The 17,062-nt window shown below is 63.3% G+C and carries 22 protein-coding genes and 2 tRNA genes; 2 read left to right on the top strand and 22 right to left on the bottom strand.

Translation table 11 applies throughout. The annotated features are described in order from the left end of the window. Positions 1-2: 2 nt before the first annotated feature. From rplF to IE243_RS02670, 20 genes are all read right to left on the bottom strand, one after another. On the bottom strand, positions 3-536 hold the full coding sequence (rplF, locus tag IE243_RS02765) for a 50S ribosomal protein L6 (RefSeq protein WP_191317761.1): 534 nt from the start codon (positions 534-536) through the stop codon (positions 3-5). 35 nt (positions 537-571) lie between these two features. After that, the gene (gene rpsH / locus IE243_RS02760) at positions 572-970 is read right to left on the bottom strand and encodes a 30S ribosomal protein S8 (protein WP_132010752.1); all 399 of its coding nucleotides are present in this window, start codon (positions 968-970) and stop codon (positions 572-574) included. Between the two features lie 10 nt (positions 971-980). Then, on the bottom strand, positions 981-1,286 hold the full coding sequence (rpsN, locus tag IE243_RS02755; protein WP_132010750.1) for a 30S ribosomal protein S14: 306 nt from the start codon (positions 1,284-1,286) through the stop codon (positions 981-983). A gap of 42 nt (positions 1,287-1,328) precedes the next feature. Continuing rightward, positions 1,329-1,970 (bottom strand): 50S ribosomal protein L5, encoded by a 642-nt coding sequence (rplE, locus tag IE243_RS02750; protein ID WP_191317760.1) that lies wholly within the window; start codon positions 1,968-1,970, stop codon positions 1,329-1,331. Next, complete coding sequence (rplX, locus tag IE243_RS02745; protein WP_132010746.1) at positions 1,963-2,280, bottom strand: 50S ribosomal protein L24; 318 nt, start codon at positions 2,278-2,280, stop codon at positions 1,963-1,965. Before rplX ends, rplE begins: the two co-directional genes overlap by 8 nt. Further along, positions 2,280-2,648, bottom strand: coding sequence for a 50S ribosomal protein L14 (rplN, locus tag IE243_RS02740; RefSeq protein ID WP_191317759.1), 369 nt, complete (start codon positions 2,646-2,648; stop codon positions 2,280-2,282). The genes rplX and rplN overlap by 1 nt, the downstream gene beginning before the upstream one ends. A gap of 100 nt (positions 2,649-2,748) precedes the next feature. After that, complete coding sequence (rpsQ, locus tag IE243_RS02735) at positions 2,749-2,991, bottom strand: 30S ribosomal protein S17 (protein WP_132010742.1); 243 nt, start codon at positions 2,989-2,991, stop codon at positions 2,749-2,751. A gap of 10 nt (positions 2,992-3,001) precedes the next feature. After that, entirely contained in the window at positions 3,002-3,211 is a 210-nt protein-coding gene (gene rpmC, locus IE243_RS02730) for a 50S ribosomal protein L29 (RefSeq protein WP_132010740.1), read from the bottom strand. Between the two features lie 10 nt (positions 3,212-3,221). Beyond that, on the bottom strand, positions 3,222-3,635 hold the full coding sequence (rplP, locus tag IE243_RS02725; protein WP_132010738.1) for a 50S ribosomal protein L16: 414 nt from the start codon (positions 3,633-3,635) through the stop codon (positions 3,222-3,224). 27 nt (positions 3,636-3,662) lie between these two features. Continuing rightward, a complete protein-coding gene (rpsC, locus tag IE243_RS02720) occupies positions 3,663-4,373 on the bottom strand; it encodes a 30S ribosomal protein S3 (protein ID WP_191317758.1) in 711 nt (236 codons plus the stop codon). A 10-nt stretch (positions 4,374-4,383) separates the two neighbouring features. Next, positions 4,384-4,764: a 50S ribosomal protein L22 gene (gene rplV, locus IE243_RS02715; protein ID WP_132010734.1), complete on the bottom strand. Its 381-nt coding sequence runs from the start codon at positions 4,762-4,764 to the stop codon at positions 4,384-4,386. Positions 4,765-4,766: 2 nt separating this feature from the next. Continuing rightward, on the bottom strand, positions 4,767-5,045 hold the full coding sequence (rpsS, locus tag IE243_RS02710) for a 30S ribosomal protein S19 (RefSeq protein WP_191317757.1): 279 nt from the start codon (positions 5,043-5,045) through the stop codon (positions 4,767-4,769). Between the two features lie 11 nt (positions 5,046-5,056). Beyond that, on the bottom strand, positions 5,057-5,893 hold the full coding sequence (rplB, locus tag IE243_RS02705; RefSeq protein ID WP_191317756.1) for a 50S ribosomal protein L2: 837 nt from the start codon (positions 5,891-5,893) through the stop codon (positions 5,057-5,059). 22 nt (positions 5,894-5,915) lie between these two features. Beyond that, positions 5,916-6,224 carry a 50S ribosomal protein L23 gene (locus IE243_RS02700; RefSeq protein WP_132010728.1) on the bottom strand — a complete coding sequence of 103 codons (309 nt, stop codon included), beginning with the start codon at positions 6,222-6,224 and terminating at the stop codon, positions 5,916-5,918. Then, the gene (gene rplD / locus IE243_RS02695) at positions 6,221-6,841 is read right to left on the bottom strand and encodes a 50S ribosomal protein L4 (protein WP_191317933.1); all 621 of its coding nucleotides are present in this window, start codon (positions 6,839-6,841) and stop codon (positions 6,221-6,223) included. Before rplD ends, IE243_RS02700 begins: the two co-directional genes overlap by 4 nt. Continuing rightward, positions 6,841-7,578 (bottom strand): 50S ribosomal protein L3, encoded by a 738-nt coding sequence (gene rplC, locus IE243_RS02690; protein ID WP_191317755.1) that lies wholly within the window; start codon positions 7,576-7,578, stop codon positions 6,841-6,843. Before rplC ends, rplD begins: the two co-directional genes overlap by 1 nt. A 49-nt stretch (positions 7,579-7,627) precedes the next feature. After that, positions 7,628-7,936 carry a 30S ribosomal protein S10 gene (gene rpsJ / locus IE243_RS02685; protein WP_132010777.1) on the bottom strand — a complete coding sequence of 103 codons (309 nt, stop codon included), beginning with the start codon at positions 7,934-7,936 and terminating at the stop codon, positions 7,628-7,630. A 78-nt stretch (positions 7,937-8,014) separates the two neighbouring features. Continuing rightward, the gene (gene tuf, locus IE243_RS02680) at positions 8,015-9,205 is read right to left on the bottom strand and encodes an elongation factor Tu (protein ID WP_191317754.1); all 1,191 of its coding nucleotides are present in this window, start codon (positions 9,203-9,205) and stop codon (positions 8,015-8,017) included. A 304-nt stretch (positions 9,206-9,509) separates the two neighbouring features. After that, positions 9,510-9,583, bottom strand: a tRNA-Gly gene (locus IE243_RS02675). 88 nt (positions 9,584-9,671) lie between these two features. Next, positions 9,672-9,756: transfer RNA gene (locus IE243_RS02670), tRNA-Tyr, on the bottom strand. A 296-nt stretch (positions 9,757-10,052) separates the two neighbouring features. Between IE243_RS02670 and rlmB the strand changes: the two genes are divergently transcribed. After that, complete coding sequence (rlmB, locus tag IE243_RS02665) at positions 10,053-10,898, top strand: 23S rRNA (guanosine(2251)-2'-O)-methyltransferase RlmB (RefSeq protein ID WP_191317753.1); 846 nt, start codon at positions 10,053-10,055, stop codon at positions 10,896-10,898. Positions 10,899-11,468: 570 nt separating this feature from the next. After that, complete coding sequence (locus tag IE243_RS02660) at positions 11,469-13,100, top strand: MFS transporter (RefSeq protein ID WP_191317932.1); 1,632 nt, start codon at positions 11,469-11,471, stop codon at positions 13,098-13,100. Between the two features lie 1,120 nt (positions 13,101-14,220). Here the strand turns inward: IE243_RS02660 and IE243_RS02655 are convergent. Both IE243_RS02655 and IE243_RS02650 read right to left on the bottom strand, forming a co-directional pair. Further along, complete coding sequence (locus tag IE243_RS02655) at positions 14,221-14,583, bottom strand: hypothetical protein (protein WP_191317752.1); 363 nt, start codon at positions 14,581-14,583, stop codon at positions 14,221-14,223. Positions 14,584-15,106: 523 nt separating this feature from the next. After that, positions 15,107-16,882, bottom strand: coding sequence for an SLC13 family permease (locus IE243_RS02650; RefSeq protein WP_191317751.1), 1,776 nt, complete (start codon positions 16,880-16,882; stop codon positions 15,107-15,109). Positions 16,883-17,062 lie beyond the last annotated feature (180 nt).

Below are 17,062 nucleotides of genomic sequence, written 5' to 3'. Positions count from 1 at the left end.
CCTTACTTCTTCTTGCCTTCCTTGCGGAAGATAAATTCGTTGGCGTACTTGACGCCCTTGCCCTTGTAAGGCTCGGGGCCACGATATTCGCGGATCTCAGCTGCGACCTGACCGACCTGCTGCTTGTTGATGCCGGAGACGACGATTTCCGTCGGCTTCGGCGTCACGATAGCGATGCCTTCCGGCACCGGGTAGTCAACGTCGTGGCTGAAGCCAAGCGACAGCTTCAGCGTCTTGCCAGCGACTGCGGCCCTGTAGCCGACGCCGTTGATCTCGAGCTTCTTTTCAAAGCCCTTGCTGACGCCCTCGATCAGGTTGCTGACCTGCGAACGCGACATGCCCCAAAGAGAGCGGGCCTTCTTGGATTCGTCGCGCGGCTGCACCGAGATGGAGCCGTCAGCGAAAGAAACCGACACATCGTCAGGAACGACGAAGGACAGTTCGCCCTTCGAGCCCTTGACCTTAACCAGCTGACCGTCGACCGTCGCAGTGACGCCGGACGGCACGGTAACCGGCTTTTTTCCGATACGAGACATAATATGGTCCCCCGTGGGTTCGACAACGCTGCTGGTCAGAAGACCTTGCAGAGCACTTCGCCGCCCACGTTGCTCTCGCGAGCCGTATGATCGGCCATGACGCCCTTCGGCGTCGAGAGAATGGTGACGCCAAGACCGTCAGCCACGCGCGGCATGGCGTCGACGGAAGCATAGACCCGACGGCCGGGCTTGGAGACACGCTCAATCTTGCGGATCACCGGCTGGCCATCAAAGTACTTCAGCTCGATCTCGAACTCGGTGCGGCCGTTGCCGTACTCGGTCACAGTGAAACCGCGGATATAGCCCTCCTGCTGCAGCACGTCCAGGACGCGGGCGCGCAGCGAGGAACCGGGGCTGGTCACGCGGGGGCGACGACGCATCTGCGCATTGCGGATGCGGGTCAGCAAATCGCCGATGGGATCATTCACAGCCATGGCGCTCTCCTTACCAGCTCGACTTGACCAGACCCGGGATCAGACCCTGGGATCCGAGCTCGCGAAGCGCGATACGCGACATCTTGAGCTTGCGATAATAGGCGCGCGGACGACCCGAAACCTCACAACGGTTACGGACGCGCGTCGGGCTGGAATTGCGCGGCAGCTGCGCAAGCTTCAGAACGGCTTCAAACCGCTCTTCAATCGGACGGTTCTTGTCCTCAGCGATCTCGAGAAGACGCGTGCGACGGCCAGCGTACTGCTTGACCAGCTTCTCGCGACGCTTGTTCTTCTCAATCGAACTCTTCTTCGCCATATCAGTATTCTCCGGTGTCCGCGTATGAGCAGGCAGCCCTGCTCACTGCCGGAACGGGAAGTTGAAGTGCTTCAGGAGCGCGCGAGCCTCGGCGTCGGTCGTCGCGGTGGTGCAGACAATGATGTCCATGCCCCACATGGTGTCGACCTTGTCGTAGTTGATCTCAGGGAACACAATGTGCTCCTTGATGCCGAAAGCGTAGTTTCCGCGCCCGTCAAAGGACTTCGGATTGAGCCCGCGGAAGTCGCGGACACGCGGCAGCGCAATGGTCACCAGACGGTCGAGGAACTCGTACATCCGGATGTTGCGCAGCGTCACTTTCGCGCCGATCGGCATGTTCTCGCGCAGCTTGAACGTCGCGATAGCCTTGCGGGCGCGGGTCACAACGGCCTTCTGGCCGGTGATCTGGGTCAGGTCTTCGGCGGCGACGCTCGCCTTCTTGCTGTCGCCCGTCGACTCGCCAGCGCCAATGTTCAGCACGATCTTCTCGATGCGCGGAACCTGCATGGGATTGGCGTAGCCGAACTCTTCGATCAGCTGCGGACGCACGACTTCGTCGTAGTGCTTGCGCAGACGCGCGGCGTAGCCTTCAGGGGTGCGCGGACGCGCGCCAGCAGCGACCTCGGCCTTGTCAGCCTTCGGCGCCTTGGCCTTGGCGACCTTCTTGCTGTCTTTCTCAGCCATCGATCACTTCCCCGGAACGCTTGGCGACGCGCACCTTGCGGCCATCGTCAAGAACCTTGAAACCAACGCGCGTCGCCTTGCCGTCCTTCGGATCGGCCAGCGCAACATTCGACAGATCGAGCGACGCTTCCTTGCTGATGATGCCGCCCTGCGCGGTCTGGGTCTGACGCTGGTGACGCTTCACCAGGTTGACGCCACGGACCACAGCGCGGTTTTCCTTCGGCAACACCTGAACGACTTCGCCAGACTTGCCCCGGTCACGGCCGGTGAGGACGACGACCTTGTCGCCCTTCTTGATCTTCGCAGCCATCAGAGCACCTCAGGGGCGAGCGAAATGATTTTCATGTGATTGCGCGCGCGCAGCTCGCGCGGCACCGGTCCGAAAATACGGGTGCCAACCGGCTCTTTCTGATTGTTGATCAGAACGGCCGCGTTGTTGTCGAAACGGATCACGGAGCCGTCAGCGCGACGGATGTCCTTCGCGGTGCGCACGACGACCGCCTTCATGACGTCGCCCTTCTTCACGCGACCGCGCGGAATGGCTTCCTTGACGGACACAACGATAATGTCGCCAACGCCGGCGTACTTGCGCTTGGAGCCCCCAAGCACCTTGATGCACATGACGCGGCGAGCGCCGGAATTGTCAGCGACATCAAGGTTCGTCTGCATCTGGATCATGGCAAGATCCTTTCTCTGTCTCAGCCGGTTTCCGACGCGCGCAGCGCCGGACTACGACTGACGGGGATCTGGCGTCCCCTCGCCGTATGTGACGGGGAAATCAGGCCTGGCCCGACTTCTCCAGCACCACCCAGGACTTGGTCTTCGAAATCGGCTTCGATTCCTGGATCAGCACTTCGTCGCCAACCTTGAACACATTGCCCTCATCGTGAGCATGGTAGTTCTTGGTGCGGCGGACGGTCTTCTTGAACAGCGGATGGGTGAAGCGACGCTCCACCTTCACCACCACAGTCTTGTCGCCCTTGTCACTGACGACCGTTCCCTGGAGAACGCGCTTCGGCATTCCCGCCTCCTCAAGCCTTTGGAGCGGCAGGCTGGGCCTGCAGCGTGCGGATGCGGGCGATGTCCCGACGGACCTCACGCACGCGATTCGTGTTTTCCAGTTGCCCTGTAGCACGCTGGAACCGCAGATTGAACTGCTCTTTTTTCAGCTTCACCAACTCTTCGCCGAGTTGGTCCGCCGACATCCGCTTGAGGTCGGCAAGCCGGTCTTTCGTCTTCATTGCCAGTTCCTCACTCGGCGATGCGCTGCACGAAGCGCGTCTTGATCGGCAGCTTGGCGGCGCCGAGACGAAGCGCCTCACGGGCGATTTCTTCGTTCACGCCGTCCAGCTCGAACATGATGCGGCCGGGCTTGACGCGGGCAGCCCAATATTCTGGCGAGCCCTTGCCCTTACCCATACGCACTTCGGTCGGCTTGTCCGTAACCGGAAGGTCCGGGAAAATACGGATCCAGACGCGGCCAGCGCGCTTCATGTGACGCGTGATGGCGCGGCGGGCCGCTTCAATCTGACGCGCGGTGATGCGCTCGGGTTCAAGCGCCTTGAGGCCGAACTCACCGAAGTTGAGATCGGTTCCACCCTTGGCGACACCGTGAATACGGCCCTTGAACTGCTTCCTGAACTTGGTTCTTTTGGGCGACAGCATTGCTTCTGCTCCTGGTCTCCGCGCCCCTTACCGGGACGCGTCCGACCCGCGACGCGCCTGCGAGCGGCCGCCGTCATCGTTCATCTTCTTGTCCTGGGCCATCGGATCATGCTCCAGGATCTCACCCTTGAAGATCCAGACCTTGATCCCGCACGTGCCGTAGGTAGTGAAGGCCGTGGCCACGCCATAGTCGACGTCAGCGCGCAGCGTATGCAGCGGCACGCGACCTTCGCGATACCATTCCATACGTGCGATCTCGGCGCCGCCCAGACGGCCGGAGCAGTTGATGCGGATGCCCTCGGCGCCAAGACGCATCGCCGACTGAACGGCGCGCTTCATGGCGCGGCGGAACGCCACGCGACGCTCGAGCTGCTGCGCGATCGACTCGGCGACCAGCGTCGCGTCGATCTCCGGCTTGCGCACTTCGACGATGTTGATGGCGACGTCAGCGTCGGTCATCTTCGCCACGGCGCGGCGCAGCTTGTCGATGTCCGCGCCCTTCTTGCCGATCACAACGCCCGGACGCGCCGAGTAGATGGTGACGCGGCACTTGCGGTGCGGACGCTCGACGACGATGCGCGAAACAGCAGCCTGCTTCAGCATCTTGCGCAGCGCTTCGCGGATCCGCACGTCTTCGTGCAGCAGCTGACCGTACTCGCCCTTGCGCGCGAACCAGCGGGAATCCCACGTGCGGTTGACGCCGAGGCGAAGACCGATCGGATTGACTTTCTGACCCATGATCCCGTCCTCAGGCTGTCGCGGGCGTTTCGCGAACCACGATGGTCAGGTTCGCAAACGGCTTCTCGATACGCGTGCCACGACCGCGGGCGCGGGCATGGAAACGCTTCATCACCAGCCCCTTGCCGACGAACGCCTCGGCGACGACCAGGTCGTCGATGTCGAGGTCATGGTTGTTCTCGGCGTTGGCGATGGCGCTCTGCAGCGTCTTGCGGACATCGACGGCGATGCGCTTGCGGCTGAACTCAAGGTCAGCCAGGGCGCGAGACACCTTCTTGCCGCGGATCAGCTGCGCGACCAGGTTGAGCTTCTGCGGAGAAACGCGGAGGTTCCGCGCCACGGCGCGGGCCTCGTTGTCGGCAAGAGCGCGGGGATTGGCAGGCTTACCCATGCTTACCTCCTCTTCGCTTTCTTGTCAGCCGCATGCCCATAATAGGTGCGGGTGGGTGAGAATTCGCCGAACTTGTGACCGACCATCTCTTCGGAAACCTGAACGGGAATATGCTTCTGGCCGTTGTAGACGCCAAACGTCAGGCCGACGAAGTGCGGAAGAATGGTGGAGCGACGGCTCCAGATCTTCACGACTTCCGAACGGCTTGACGCGCGGGCTGCGTCGGCCTTCTTGAGAAGGTATCCGTCGACAAACGGACCTTTCCATACTGAACGCGCCATCGTGCGGTTCCTTACTTCTTCCGTTTGTGCCGGCTGGTGACGATAAAGGCATCCGTGCGCTTGTTGGCGCGCGTCTTCTTGCCCTTGGTCGGCTTGCCCCACGGAGTGACCGGGTGACGACCGCCTGAGGTACGGCCTTCGCCGCCGCCGTGCGGGTGGTCGATCGGGTTCATGGTGACGCCGCGGTTGTGCGGACGCTGGCCCAGCCAGCGACGACGACCCGCCTTGCCCATGTTGGTGTTCATGTGGTCGGGGTTCGACACAGCGCCAACGCTGGCGAAGCACTGACCATGAACCAGACGCTGCTCACCCGAATTCAGGCGCACAATGACGTAGCCATGATCGCGACCAACGATCTGCGCGTAAGCGCCGGCCGACCGGGCGATCGAACCGCCCTTGCCGATCTTGGTCTCGATGTTGTGCACGATCGTGCCGATCGGCATGTTGGCCATCGGCATCGCGTTGCCGGGCTTGATGTCAGCCTGTTCAGCGGCGATCACGGTGTCGCCAACAGCCAGACGCTGCGGCGCCAGGATGTACGACAGCTTGCCGTCGGCAAACCTGATCAGCGCGATGAACGCGGTGCGGTTCGGATCGTATTCCAGACGCTCGACCGTCGCGGCGTCGCCAAGGTTCTCACGACGCTTGAAGTCGACGAGACGATAGCTCTGCTTGTGACCACCGCCACGGAAGCGAACGGTGATGCGGCCGTTGTTGTTACGACCACCCGAATGCGACTTGCCTTCGGTCAGCGTCTTGACCGGCTTGCCCTTGTACAGGGTCGAGCGGTCGACGAGAACCAGCTGGCGTGTGCCCGGCGTGATCGGATTGTAGGATTTAAGTGCCATTGCTACAAATTCCCGTATCCGCTCACAGACCGGTCGTCACATCGATGGACTCGCCATCAACCAGGGTGACAACGGCCTTCTTGACGTCAGAGCGCTGGCCAAGGGTATTGCGAAACCGCTTGACCTTGCCCTTGGTGACGAGCGTGTTGACGCTCGCAACCTTCACGTTGAACAGCTTCTCAACCGCCGCCTTGATCGCAGGCTTGGTTGCATTCTTGGCCACACGGAAGACGACCTTGTTCTGTTCCGACAGAACGGTCGCCTTCTCGGTGATCACCGGCGAGATGATCACGTCGTAATGGCGCACGTCAGTGGGGCGAGTGCTGCTCATTTGAAGCGCGCCTCCAGCGCGTCGACTGCCGCCCTGGTCAGCACGAGCTTCTCACGGCGAATGATGTCGTAGACGTTGATGCCCTGGACGGGCAGCACGTCGACGTTCGGAATGCTGCGCGCCGCGAGGCTGAAGTTGGCGTCCAGCTCGCTGCCGTCGACAACGAGGGCGTTGCTCAGGCCAAGCTTGCCGAACTGGCCGCGCAGGGCCTTCGTTTTCGGCTCGGCCACAGCAGCCTTGTCGAGAACGACAATCGAGCCGTCCTTCGCCTTGGCCGACAGGGCGTGGCGCAGGGCCAGGGCGCGGACCTTCTTCGGCAGGTCGTGCGAGTGATCGCGCACAACCGGACCGAAGGCCTTGCCGCCGCCGCGGAACTGCGGCGCGCTGGCGGCGCCGTGACGGGCGCTGCCCGTGCCCTTCTGCTTGTAGACCTTCTTGCGCGTCCGGGCCACGTCGGAACGACCCTGCGAAGCATGGGTTCCGGCCTGACGGCGGGCGAGCTGCCACCGCACGTAGCGATGGATCAGATCGGCGCGGGGCTCAAGACCGAAGATCGCGTCATCGACGTCGACCGAACCGGCGCTCTGCCCTTCAAGCGTGGTGATTTCGAGTTTCATCACGTCGTCTCCTGCCCGTCAGTGGCCGGAGCCTCCGAAGCAGCTTCAGCGGCGGCCGCGCCGCGCTCACGGAAAGCGCCCGGAACCGGGGCTTCCTTCGGAAGCGCGCGCTTGACCGCGTCGCGAACCATGATCCAGCCGCCGGCAACGCCAGGAACGGCGCCTTCGACGAGGATCAGGCCGCGCTCGACGTCGGTCTGGACGACGCGCAGGTTCTGGGTGGTCACCCGCTCGGCGCCCATGTGTCCAGGCATCTTCTTGCCCTTGAACACCTTGCCCGGATCCTGACGACCGCCGGTGCCGCCGATCGAACGGTGGGAGATCGACACGCCGTGCGACGCCCGAAGACCACCGAAGTTCCAGCGCTTCATGCCGCCGGCGAAGCCCTTGCCGGTCGACGTGCCGGTGACGTCCACGAACTGGCCAGCAACGAAGTGGTCAGCGGTGATCTCGGCGCCGACCGGGATCAGCTGCTCCGGCTCCACGCGGAACTCGGCGAGACGGCGACGCGGCTCAACGTTGGCCACGGCGAAATGACCACGCTGGGCGCGGCTGACGTTCTTGACCTTGACCGAACCCGAACCGACCTGGAGGGCGGTGTAGCCGTTACGGTCGAGGGTGCGATGCGCGACCACCTGGCACTGGTCGAGCTTCAGAACGGTAACGGGCACATGCTCGCCCGCTTCGGTGAAGATGCGTGTCATCCCCACCTTCTGTGCAATGACGCCTGAGCGCATTTGCGTATCCTCTAAGGCGTGCCGAGGCAACCGTCGGCAATAACGCTCGTCAGAGCTTGATTTCGACGTCAACACCGGCGGCGAGGTCGAGCTTCATCAGCGCGTCCACGGTTTGCGGGGTCGGGTCCACGATGTCGAGAACGCGCTTGTGGGTGCGCATCTCGAACTGCTCACGCGACTTCTTGTCGATGTGAGGCGAACGATTGACCGTGTACTTCTCGATACGGGTAGGCAGCGGGATGGGGCCACGAACCTGTGCGCCCGTCCGCTTCGCCGTCGAGACGATCTCACGGGTCGACGCATCGAGGATGCGGTGATCGAACGCCTTGAGGCGAATTCGGATATTCTGACCGTTGATCATAAGACCCCTCCGGGCCGACGTACTTCAATAGAAAAGGACGCGCCGTCATTCCGGCGCGCCCCCGGACCCAAGAGATTACTCGATGATCGAGGAGACGACGCCAGCGCCGACGGTGCGACCGCCTTCACGGATGGCGAAGCGCAGCTTCTCTTCCATGGCGATCGGCGCGATCAGCGTCACTTCCATGGCGATGTTGTCGCCAGGCATCACCATCTCGGTGCCTTCGGGAAGGCTCACCACGCCCGTCACGTCCGTCGTGCGGAAGTAGAACTGCGGACGGTAGTTGGTGAAGAACGGCGTGTGACGGCCACCCTCTTCCTTCGTCAGGATGTAGGCTTCAGCCTTGAACTTCGTGTGCGGCTTCACCGAACCCGGCTTGCACAGCACCTGGCCGCGCTCAACGTCCTCGCGCTTCACGCCGCGAACCAGCGCGCCGATGTTGTCGCCAGCCTGACCCTGGTCCAGCAGCTTGCGGAACATTTCAACGCCGGTCACCGTCGTCTTCGTCGTGTCCTTCAGACCGACGATCTCGACTTCCTCACCGACCTTGACGACGCCGCGCTCAACGCGACCGGTCACAACCGTGCCGCGACCCGAGATCGAGAACACGTCTTCAACCGGCATCAGGAACGGCTGGTCAATCGGACGCTCCGGCTGCGGAATGTAAGCGTCAACCGCTTCCATCAGCTTCAGGACCGCGTCGCGGCCGATCTCAGGAGACTTGTCCTCAAGCGCCATCAGCGCCGAGCCCTTGACGATCGGAATGTCGTCGCCGGGGAACTCGTACTTCGAAAGCAGCTCGCGGATCTCCAGCTCGACCAGCTCAAGAAGCTCGGCGTCGTCAACCTGGTCGACCTTGTTCATGAACACGACCAGCGCAGGAACGCCAACCTGGCGCGCCAGAAGGATGTGCTCGCGCGTCTGCGGCATCGGGCCGTCAGCCGCAGACACAACCAGGATCGCGCCGTCCATCTGCGCCGCGCCGGTGATCATGTTCTTCACATAGTCGGCGTGGCCGGGGCAGTCGACGTGCGCGTAGTGCCGGTTCGCCGTCTCGTACTCAACGTGAGACGTCGAGATCGTGATGCCGCGAGCCTTCTCTTCCGGGGCCTTGTCGATCTGGTCATACGCCGTGAACGAGGCGCCGCCGCTCTCCGCAAGAACCTTCGTGATCGCAGCGGTCAGAGACGTCTTGCCGTGGTCAACGTGGCCGATCGTGCCAATGTTGCAGTGCGGCTTCGTCCGCGAAAATTTCTCTTTGGCCATCTTGCTTTCCTGTTACGGGAAACATTCCCGACAACTGTGCCCCGGGAGCATCGCCGCGCCCGTCCCGACAAGGTTTTTCCGGCCGGAGGCTGTGACGCGCGCTTCCCTAGCAAATTCCGGGTGTGGTTTGCAAAATCAAACTTGCGCGGACATGCAGTCGATGCGCGTTCTTTTCAAGACCCGACCGCCATGACGTTTCCGGGAAAATCTTCCAGGGCAAAGCGACGTTCATAAAGGAAACGCCTCCGCGCCAGATTGCGCCGGAGCCACAAAGGTCAGGTATAGGGGAAAGATGTCAGGGAGGTGGAGCGGGTGAAGGGAATCGAACCCTCGTATTCAGCTTGGAAGGCTGCTGCTCTACCATTGAGCTACACCCGCGCCGGTGGCGAATATACTCACGCCAGCCCCGGTCTGCCGGGATTATGCCCTGAATATCTGCTGACGCAAGAAACTATTCCGGAGCCGATGGTGGAGGGAGTTGGATTTGAACCAACGTAGGCATAGCCAACGGATTTACAGTCCGTCCCCTTTAACCACTCGGGCATCCCTCCTCATCGTCCGGAATGTCCGCAGGACGCTTGCCAGCGCCCCGGGTGCGTCGCCGGCCGGCGAACCGCCGTGGCAACGTGGCGCTCTTATGCGGAGAGCAGCCGACGCTGTCAACGCCCCTCGCCCCGCAAATTGTCAGGACATGTGGATTATCTGGCGGTCGCCGCGCCGCATTCCCGCGCCCTCCGGTCGACAACAGGTTCTGAAGCGTGCAGAACAGCCGCGCAAACCAGTCTCTCACCCGTCATACGGCGGCCGGCGCCATCGCGCCGTGAAGGACGTCGTCTGGAAAATGCCCATGTCCGCCAACCGGCCGCCTCCCCATCATCGCAACCAGGCCTCCAGGGGCCCCAGGCGCCGCCCGGATCACGCCCGGCGCGAGGCGGCGCGGGCAGAGTGGAAGGCGAACCGGCCCGAGCATGCGGAAGACACGGTGGTGCTGTATGGCTGGCGGCCGGTAGCCGAAGCGATCGCCAACAGCGGCCGCTCCTTCCTGCGCCTGCTGGTTACGGAGAACGCGCAGCGGCGCCTGCAGGAAGCGGGCCTGACGCCGGCCATAACCGCCGAGATCGTCCGTCCCGAACAGATCGACCGGCTGGTGGGACCGGACGCGGTGCACCAGGGCCTGTATGCGGAAGTCGAGCCGCTCGACGCGCCGACGCTCGAATCCATGCCGCAGGATGGCGTGTTCCTCGTGCTCGACCAGATCACCGATCCACACAATGTCGGCGCCATCGTCCGGACGGCTGCTGCGTTCGGCGTCAGCGCCATCATCACCACGGCGCGGCACAGCCCCGCCGCGACCGGCGTGCTGGCCAAATCGGCCTCGGGGGGACTGGAGTACGTGCCGATCGTCACCGTGCGCAATCTGGCCGGCGCCCTGCAAACCATGAGCGAGCGCGGCGTCATGTGCATCGGGCTCGATTCGGAGGGCGATTCGGTTCTTGAGGGCGTGCCCATGCGCCGCCCGCTCGCCCTTGTGCTGGGCGCGGAAGGCAAAGGCCTGAGGCAACTGACGCGCCAGCGGTGTCAGGCGCTGGCGCGTCTCGACATGCCGGGACGCATCAAGAGCCTGAACGTCTCGAACGCCGCGGCTATCTCGCTTTACGCGGTGGCGCGGGCCTGCCCTCCCGTCGCGGAATAGAGCGACCTTCAATCGGCTTGACGGAGCAAACCCTGGTTCCTCGCTACGACGCGGACTGGCTGCGCCACATGTCGCGCCTGCGGTCCCGCCTGTCCGACGCCAGGCCGCTGGGACGCCGATGCATCCACGATCCGCCGCATCCACAATCTGCAAAGTTCAAATCAGCGTGACGCATTTCCTTGCTGGAAATGCTTTACAGCCCTGGAGCGTCGCCAAAAACCCCAATGCGTCGGATGCCTGGGTTTGTCATGACGCCCGATATTCGGGAACAATGTGACGACGCCTGCTTCGGGCTGACGCAAACAACATCCCGGACGCGGACAACCATTATTAGACTTATTATTTATATACTTATTACTGAGCGACACCACGTCACACGGAATCTAGCCTTTCACCAGCGACCACGACTGGCTGCCGGGGAATCGTGTTTTCACACATGACCTGAACCTGGCGACGCCAGCCCGGAGACCTGCCCCAAGGGCAGGCGCGTCAGCATCAGCGACGACGTTCAGGGAGGTTGGAATGACATCACAGGCAGGAGTATCCCGGGGCGTGGCCCCGCCGCGCCCCATGACCCGGGAAGAGAAGAAGGTTGTCTTCGCTTCCTCGCTCGGCACTGTTTTCGAGTGGTACGATTTCTACCTGTATGGATCGCTCGCGGCGATCATTGGCGCGCAGTTCTTTAGCGCCTATCCGCCCGCCACCCGGGATATTTTCGCCCTGCTCGCCTTTGCGGCGGGCTTTCTTGTGAGACCTTTCGGCGCCCTTGTGTTTGGCCGTATCGGCGATCTTGTCGGCCGCAAATACACCTTTCTGATCACGATCCTGATCATGGGCCTGTCGACCTTCATCGTCGGCATCCTGCCCAATGCCGCCACCATCGGCATCCTGGCGCCCATCATCCTGATCACCCTGCGCCTGCTCCAGGGCCTCGCCCTCGGCGGCGAGTATGGCGGCGCCGCCACCTATGTGGCTGAGCACGCCCCCCATGGCCGGCGCGGTTTCTACACCTCCTGGATCCAGACGACGGCGACGCTTGGGCTGTTCCTGTCGCTGCTGGTTATTCTGTTCACCCGCACCATCGTGGGCGAGCAAGCCTTTGCCGACTGGGGCTGGCGCGTTCCCTTCCTGGTGTCGATCCTGCTGCTTGGCGTTTCGGTCTGGATTCGCACCCAGCTGGACGAGTCGCCGGCCTTCAAGCGCATGAAGGAAGAAGGCACCCGCTCCAAGGCTCCGCTTTCGGAAGCCTTCGGCGAGTGGCGGAACCTGAAGTTCGTGCTGATCGCGCTCTTCGGACTTGTCGCCGGCCAGGGCGTCGTCTGGTACACGGGCCAGTTTTACGCGCTGTTCTTCCTGCAATCGATCGTCAAGGTGGACGGCTACACCTCCAACCTGCTGATCGCATGGTCGCTGGTGTTGGGAACCGGCTTCTTCGTATTCTTCGGTTGGCTGTCCGACAAGATCGGCCGCAAGCCCGTCATCCTTGCCGGATGCCTGATCGCCGCCATTGTCTACTTCCCCGTGTTCAAGCAGATCACCACCCTTGCCAATCCGGCGCTGGAGCGGGCCATCGAGAACGTCAAGGTGACCGTGGTGGCCGATCCGGCCCAGTGCGGAAACCTGTTCAACCCCGTCGGCACCCGCATATTCACGGCGCCATGCGACCTGGCCCGCGACTTCCTCGCCAAATCGTCGGTGCGTTACACCACCCAGCCGGCAGCGGCCGGAACGCCGGTTTCGGTGCGGGTGAATGACGTGACCGTGCCATGGGACCAGAACTTCAAGGCCGCCATATCGACGGCGCTCCAGAACGCGGGCTATCCGCTGGCCGCCGCCCAGGCCGGCGTGGTCAAGATGGCGCATCCGTTCGACATCTTCCGCCCGCAGGTGGCTGGCGTCATCGGGTTGCTGTTCATCCTGGTTCTGCTGGTGACGATGGTTTACGGACCAATCGCCGCCGCGCTGGTGGAGCTGTTCCCCACCCGCATCCGCTACACCTCAATGTCGCTGCCCTATCATATCGGCAACGGCTGGTTCGGCGGCCTGCTGCCGGCAACGGCTTTCGCCATGGTGGCGCAGACCGGCGACATCTACTACGGCCTCTGGTATCCAATCGTCATTGCGGTGGCCACCTTCGTCATCGGCCTGCTCTGTGTGCCGGAAACCAAGGACCGGGATATCGAGACCTTCGACACCAAATAGGCGCAAGGCCCGCGTCTCCGGCCCCAGCCTCTGGGCGGAAGCCGCGAGGCCCATCGAGTTCCGAAAACAGAAGGCGGGGAGCAATCCCCGCCTTTGTCTGTTTCCGGTGTCTGATTCCCGCAACGGCCGCTGTCAGGGCCCCGTTCCCGCAGGCGCTACTGATCGTAACAGACCGTGACGACGCGCCTTACCCAGCGACCATGTTCGATAACGCGTCGCGGCGCCCAATAGCAGGGTCCATCCACATATGTTGTGTAGGCCGGGTAGGCAGTCGCCGCAGCGGCCCCCAGAGCCAGGCCGGCGGCGAGAGGATAGCCATAACCGCCGTAACCCCAATACGGGCCGCCGCCCCAATACGCGGGCCTGTAGTAATACGGGCGATAGTAGGGGCGCCAGTATGCGGGTCGATAACCCCACCCTGGACGGTAACCCCAACCAGGACGATAGGCGGGTCCTGGATGAAAATATGGCCTCGGGCCGCCCCATCCCGGCCTCAGCCCTGCCGGGCCGGGACCAAAGCGTGGTCCGCCGAAACGGGGGCCTCCAAAATGGGGGCCTCCAAAATGAGCGCCGCCGCCGTGGCGAAACCCCTGGGCTTCGACCTGGGCTGGCATACATGTCAGAAGGCCAGCCAACACCGCCGCTGGCAAGAACCATGGACGCATCGACGTCAAAGCAGGCATAGACATCGTCAAACCTCCCGTAGCGGAGAGAGCGACCAACCCAACCTGATCCCTGACGAATACTTTCAAATAACTATGGCAAAAGATAGCCAATAAAAAATCCCGACGTAATGGCGTCGGGATTTCAATATATATCTCGCAACCCGCCTGAAAACACAGCCGCCACACGCCTGCCAGGAGCTTGTTGGAAATCTGGCGGCGAAGATCCGGCAACTGAGATCCGGCGGGGGATTTTTGCGTCCCGCGAGATTGCGCCTGAGCAAATGAATACTGTCACGGACAATATCCATTGACGCCGGCAAGACCGTCGCCGCCGCAGGTCAGAACAACGACCGGCGGACCGACCTGCCCGACACGTCCAGGCAGGCTTTCAGGACCGGCTCCCACGCAATCCGCAGGAGCCTTCCCTGGCAGGAGCCTTCCCTGGTTGCAGACGATCAGTCGCAAACCTCAACCTGGCGACGGCGCCAGCCCAGACCTTCCACCCAGACGCGGCGTGAGGTCATGTAACATTCCGGCCCCTCGTCATAAACGACCGGCGGCGGGGGCGGAGGCGGCGCAAGCGCCCCGGCGGCGGCCGCGCCGGCCAGCGCCCCAATGGCCAGTCCGCCAACCACGCCAGCCGCTGGCGGGCCATAGCAACCTGGGCCGCGACACCAGGCCGACGCCCCGGAAGTCGTCGCCATCAAAGCGCCGCCCGCGCCGAGCATCGCCACAGCCGCCAGGACAGCAGCCCTGGGGCTGGGGCCCCTCGCCAGCCTTGCCGGCGTCGACCGGCCCTTGTGTTGCTTCTCCACCATCCGGAAACTCCTTAACCCCGGCGCCCCTCTGTGGGCTTTGTCTGATTCAGCACCTGAAATCTGGAGATACCATGGCGTCGCGAGCCTCGTCTCTCCCGCCCTACCGTTCTGGTCCGCAGGGCGACGCCACCGTCGTGGCAACGGCGGCCATGGGCCAGAAGCCATGCACACAGCCAATTTTGCGAAAGAGCAGGTTCGCCGGGGCGCCATTTGCCGGACAACATGCGCGACCCGCCGCCGCACACATTCCCGTGAAGCCCGCCGGCGGACGCCGCCGACGCCACGGCAGGGCGCCAGCCTGCCGGACCCACGCCCAGCCCCATGATTTAACGCGCGGCCCTGACGGCGCCTCAAGAGGAAAATGCTCTGGCGGCTGCTTCCGGCGTTCGCGCCCCGCAATCCAGAACGGTGGCGCGAACGCCGAGAACAGAATAACTGGCAACCTGTTGATTTTATAATTTAATTTATGATTTTAACATTTGTATGCCGCATGATGTGAAGCTGGATGCAAATGTTAAATCCGCTAGTGCAACGGCCACGCCCAGAGCACCAGCGGCGTGCCCGCCAGCACCACCAGCAAAGACAGCGGCGCCCCAAGCCGGGCGTAGTCGGTGAATTTGTAGCCGCCTGGCCCAAACACCAGCGTGTTGCACTGGTGGCCGATCGGCGTAAGAAAATCGCAGCCTGCGCCAATGGCGGTGGCGATCAGGAACGCTTCGGGCCGGTAGCCGAGATCTTTCGCGAACACAGCCGCGATCGGCGCCATCACCATCACCGTCGCGGCGTTGTTGAGAAACGGCGTCACCGCCATGGCCACCACCATGATCAGCATCACCGCCCCCCATCCCGGCAACGCAGTGGCCACCGTGGCCAGGTGCGTGGCGATGATCTGCGAGGCGCCTGTGGCGCGAAGGGAATCACTGACGGGGATCAGCGCCGCCAGCATGACCAGTATTGGCCATTCAACGGAATCGTAGGCATCGCGCAGGGTCAGGGCGCCGCTGATGACAATCAGGCCAGCGGCGGCGAAGAAGGAGATCGCGACCGGAACGGCGCCCGTCGCGGTGGCGATCATCGCCACGGCCAGGATGATCAGGGGCAGCCAGCCGGCGCGGGCGCTGCCGAGGCGCAGGGCGCGATCAGCCAGGGGCAGAAGCCCGAGATGCCGCATCTTTTCCGGCAAAATGCTGCGCGGGCCCTGCAATACGATCACGTCGCCCGCCCGCAGCGCCGTGGCTCCAAGCTGGCGCGGCAGCCGCTCGCCCGAGCGGGAAATGGCGATGATATTGACCCCGTGCCGCTGTTGCAGCCGCAGCCGTTCCGCCGTCTGGCCGATCAGTGACGAACTGGCGTTGACCACCACCTCGACGACCGCCACCTCATCGCCCTCCGCGCCCTTCGGCGCCTCACGGTCCTGGCCCGCCAGGCTGAGCCGGTCATGGGCGATGGCGCGCTCCAGGGCGTCGGGCTCGCCAGTCAGGATCAGGGTGTCGCCCTTGCGCAGAACCGTGAATGGCGAGGCGGAGCTGCGCAGCCGGCCGCGCAACACCGACACGATGGTAACCTCGCCCTGATGGCGGGCGGCGAAATCCTGCGCCATCTCGTCAATTGCCGGCGACCCCTCGCCGATCGACGCCTCGGTGCAATACCCCCTGATGTCGAGCGCGTCGCTCAAATCCGGCGGCGCCCGCCGGTCGCGGGGAATCAGCCGGTAGCCGAACGCCAGAAACGCCAGCCCACCGACGAGCAGGCCAAAGCCGGTCGGAAAATAATCGAACATGCCGAAAGGCTTGCCAGTCATCTCCTCGCGCACGCGGCTGACGATGATATTGGGCGAGGTGCCGACAAGCGTCGTCAGGCCGCCCAGCAGCGAAGCGAAGGCCATCGGCATCAGGAACACCGACGGGCTGACCTTGCTCTTGCGGGCCATCTGGAAAGCCGCCGGCATCATCATGGCAAGGGCGCCGACATTCTTCACCAGGCCGGAAGCAACCCCGACGGTCACCGTCAGCGCCAGCAGTTGCGTGCGAACCCGCGTCAGCCGCGACGCGGTCAGCGACAGGGCCAGTTCAATAATCCCGGAGCGTTGCACGCCCGCGGAAATCACCAGGGCCGAGGCGACAATGATGACGATGTCGTCGGAAAACCCCTTGAACGCATCCGCCGGGGCGACAACGCCGAGGGCGACGGCGGCGATCAACGCGATGCAAGCGGTGACGTCGTAACGGAACCGCCCCCAGACGAACATCGCCATCATCGCGATCAGGGTTACGACAGACAGGATTTGCGGCGTGGTCACACAGGCGTCCCGATCAGGCGCGCTGGCCGGAAATGACCGCGCTTCCGTCGCAACACAGTGGAATGATCGCCGGCTCCATGGAAGCCGCCAGCAACCAAATTCCACGTGATGGCGCGGCGACGCTCATGCGGAGAATACGGGATGCGCCCTTGGCGCAGCCCCCGACATAACGCACAGGGC

It is taken from the genome of Camelimonas fluminis, assembly GCF_014656355.1.
GTDB classification, from domain to species: domain Bacteria; phylum Pseudomonadota; class Alphaproteobacteria; order Rhizobiales; family Beijerinckiaceae; genus Camelimonas; species Camelimonas fluminis.
The sequence above is the reverse complement of the archived record's forward strand: the minus strand, read 5'-3'. Positions and strand labels throughout refer to the sequence as shown.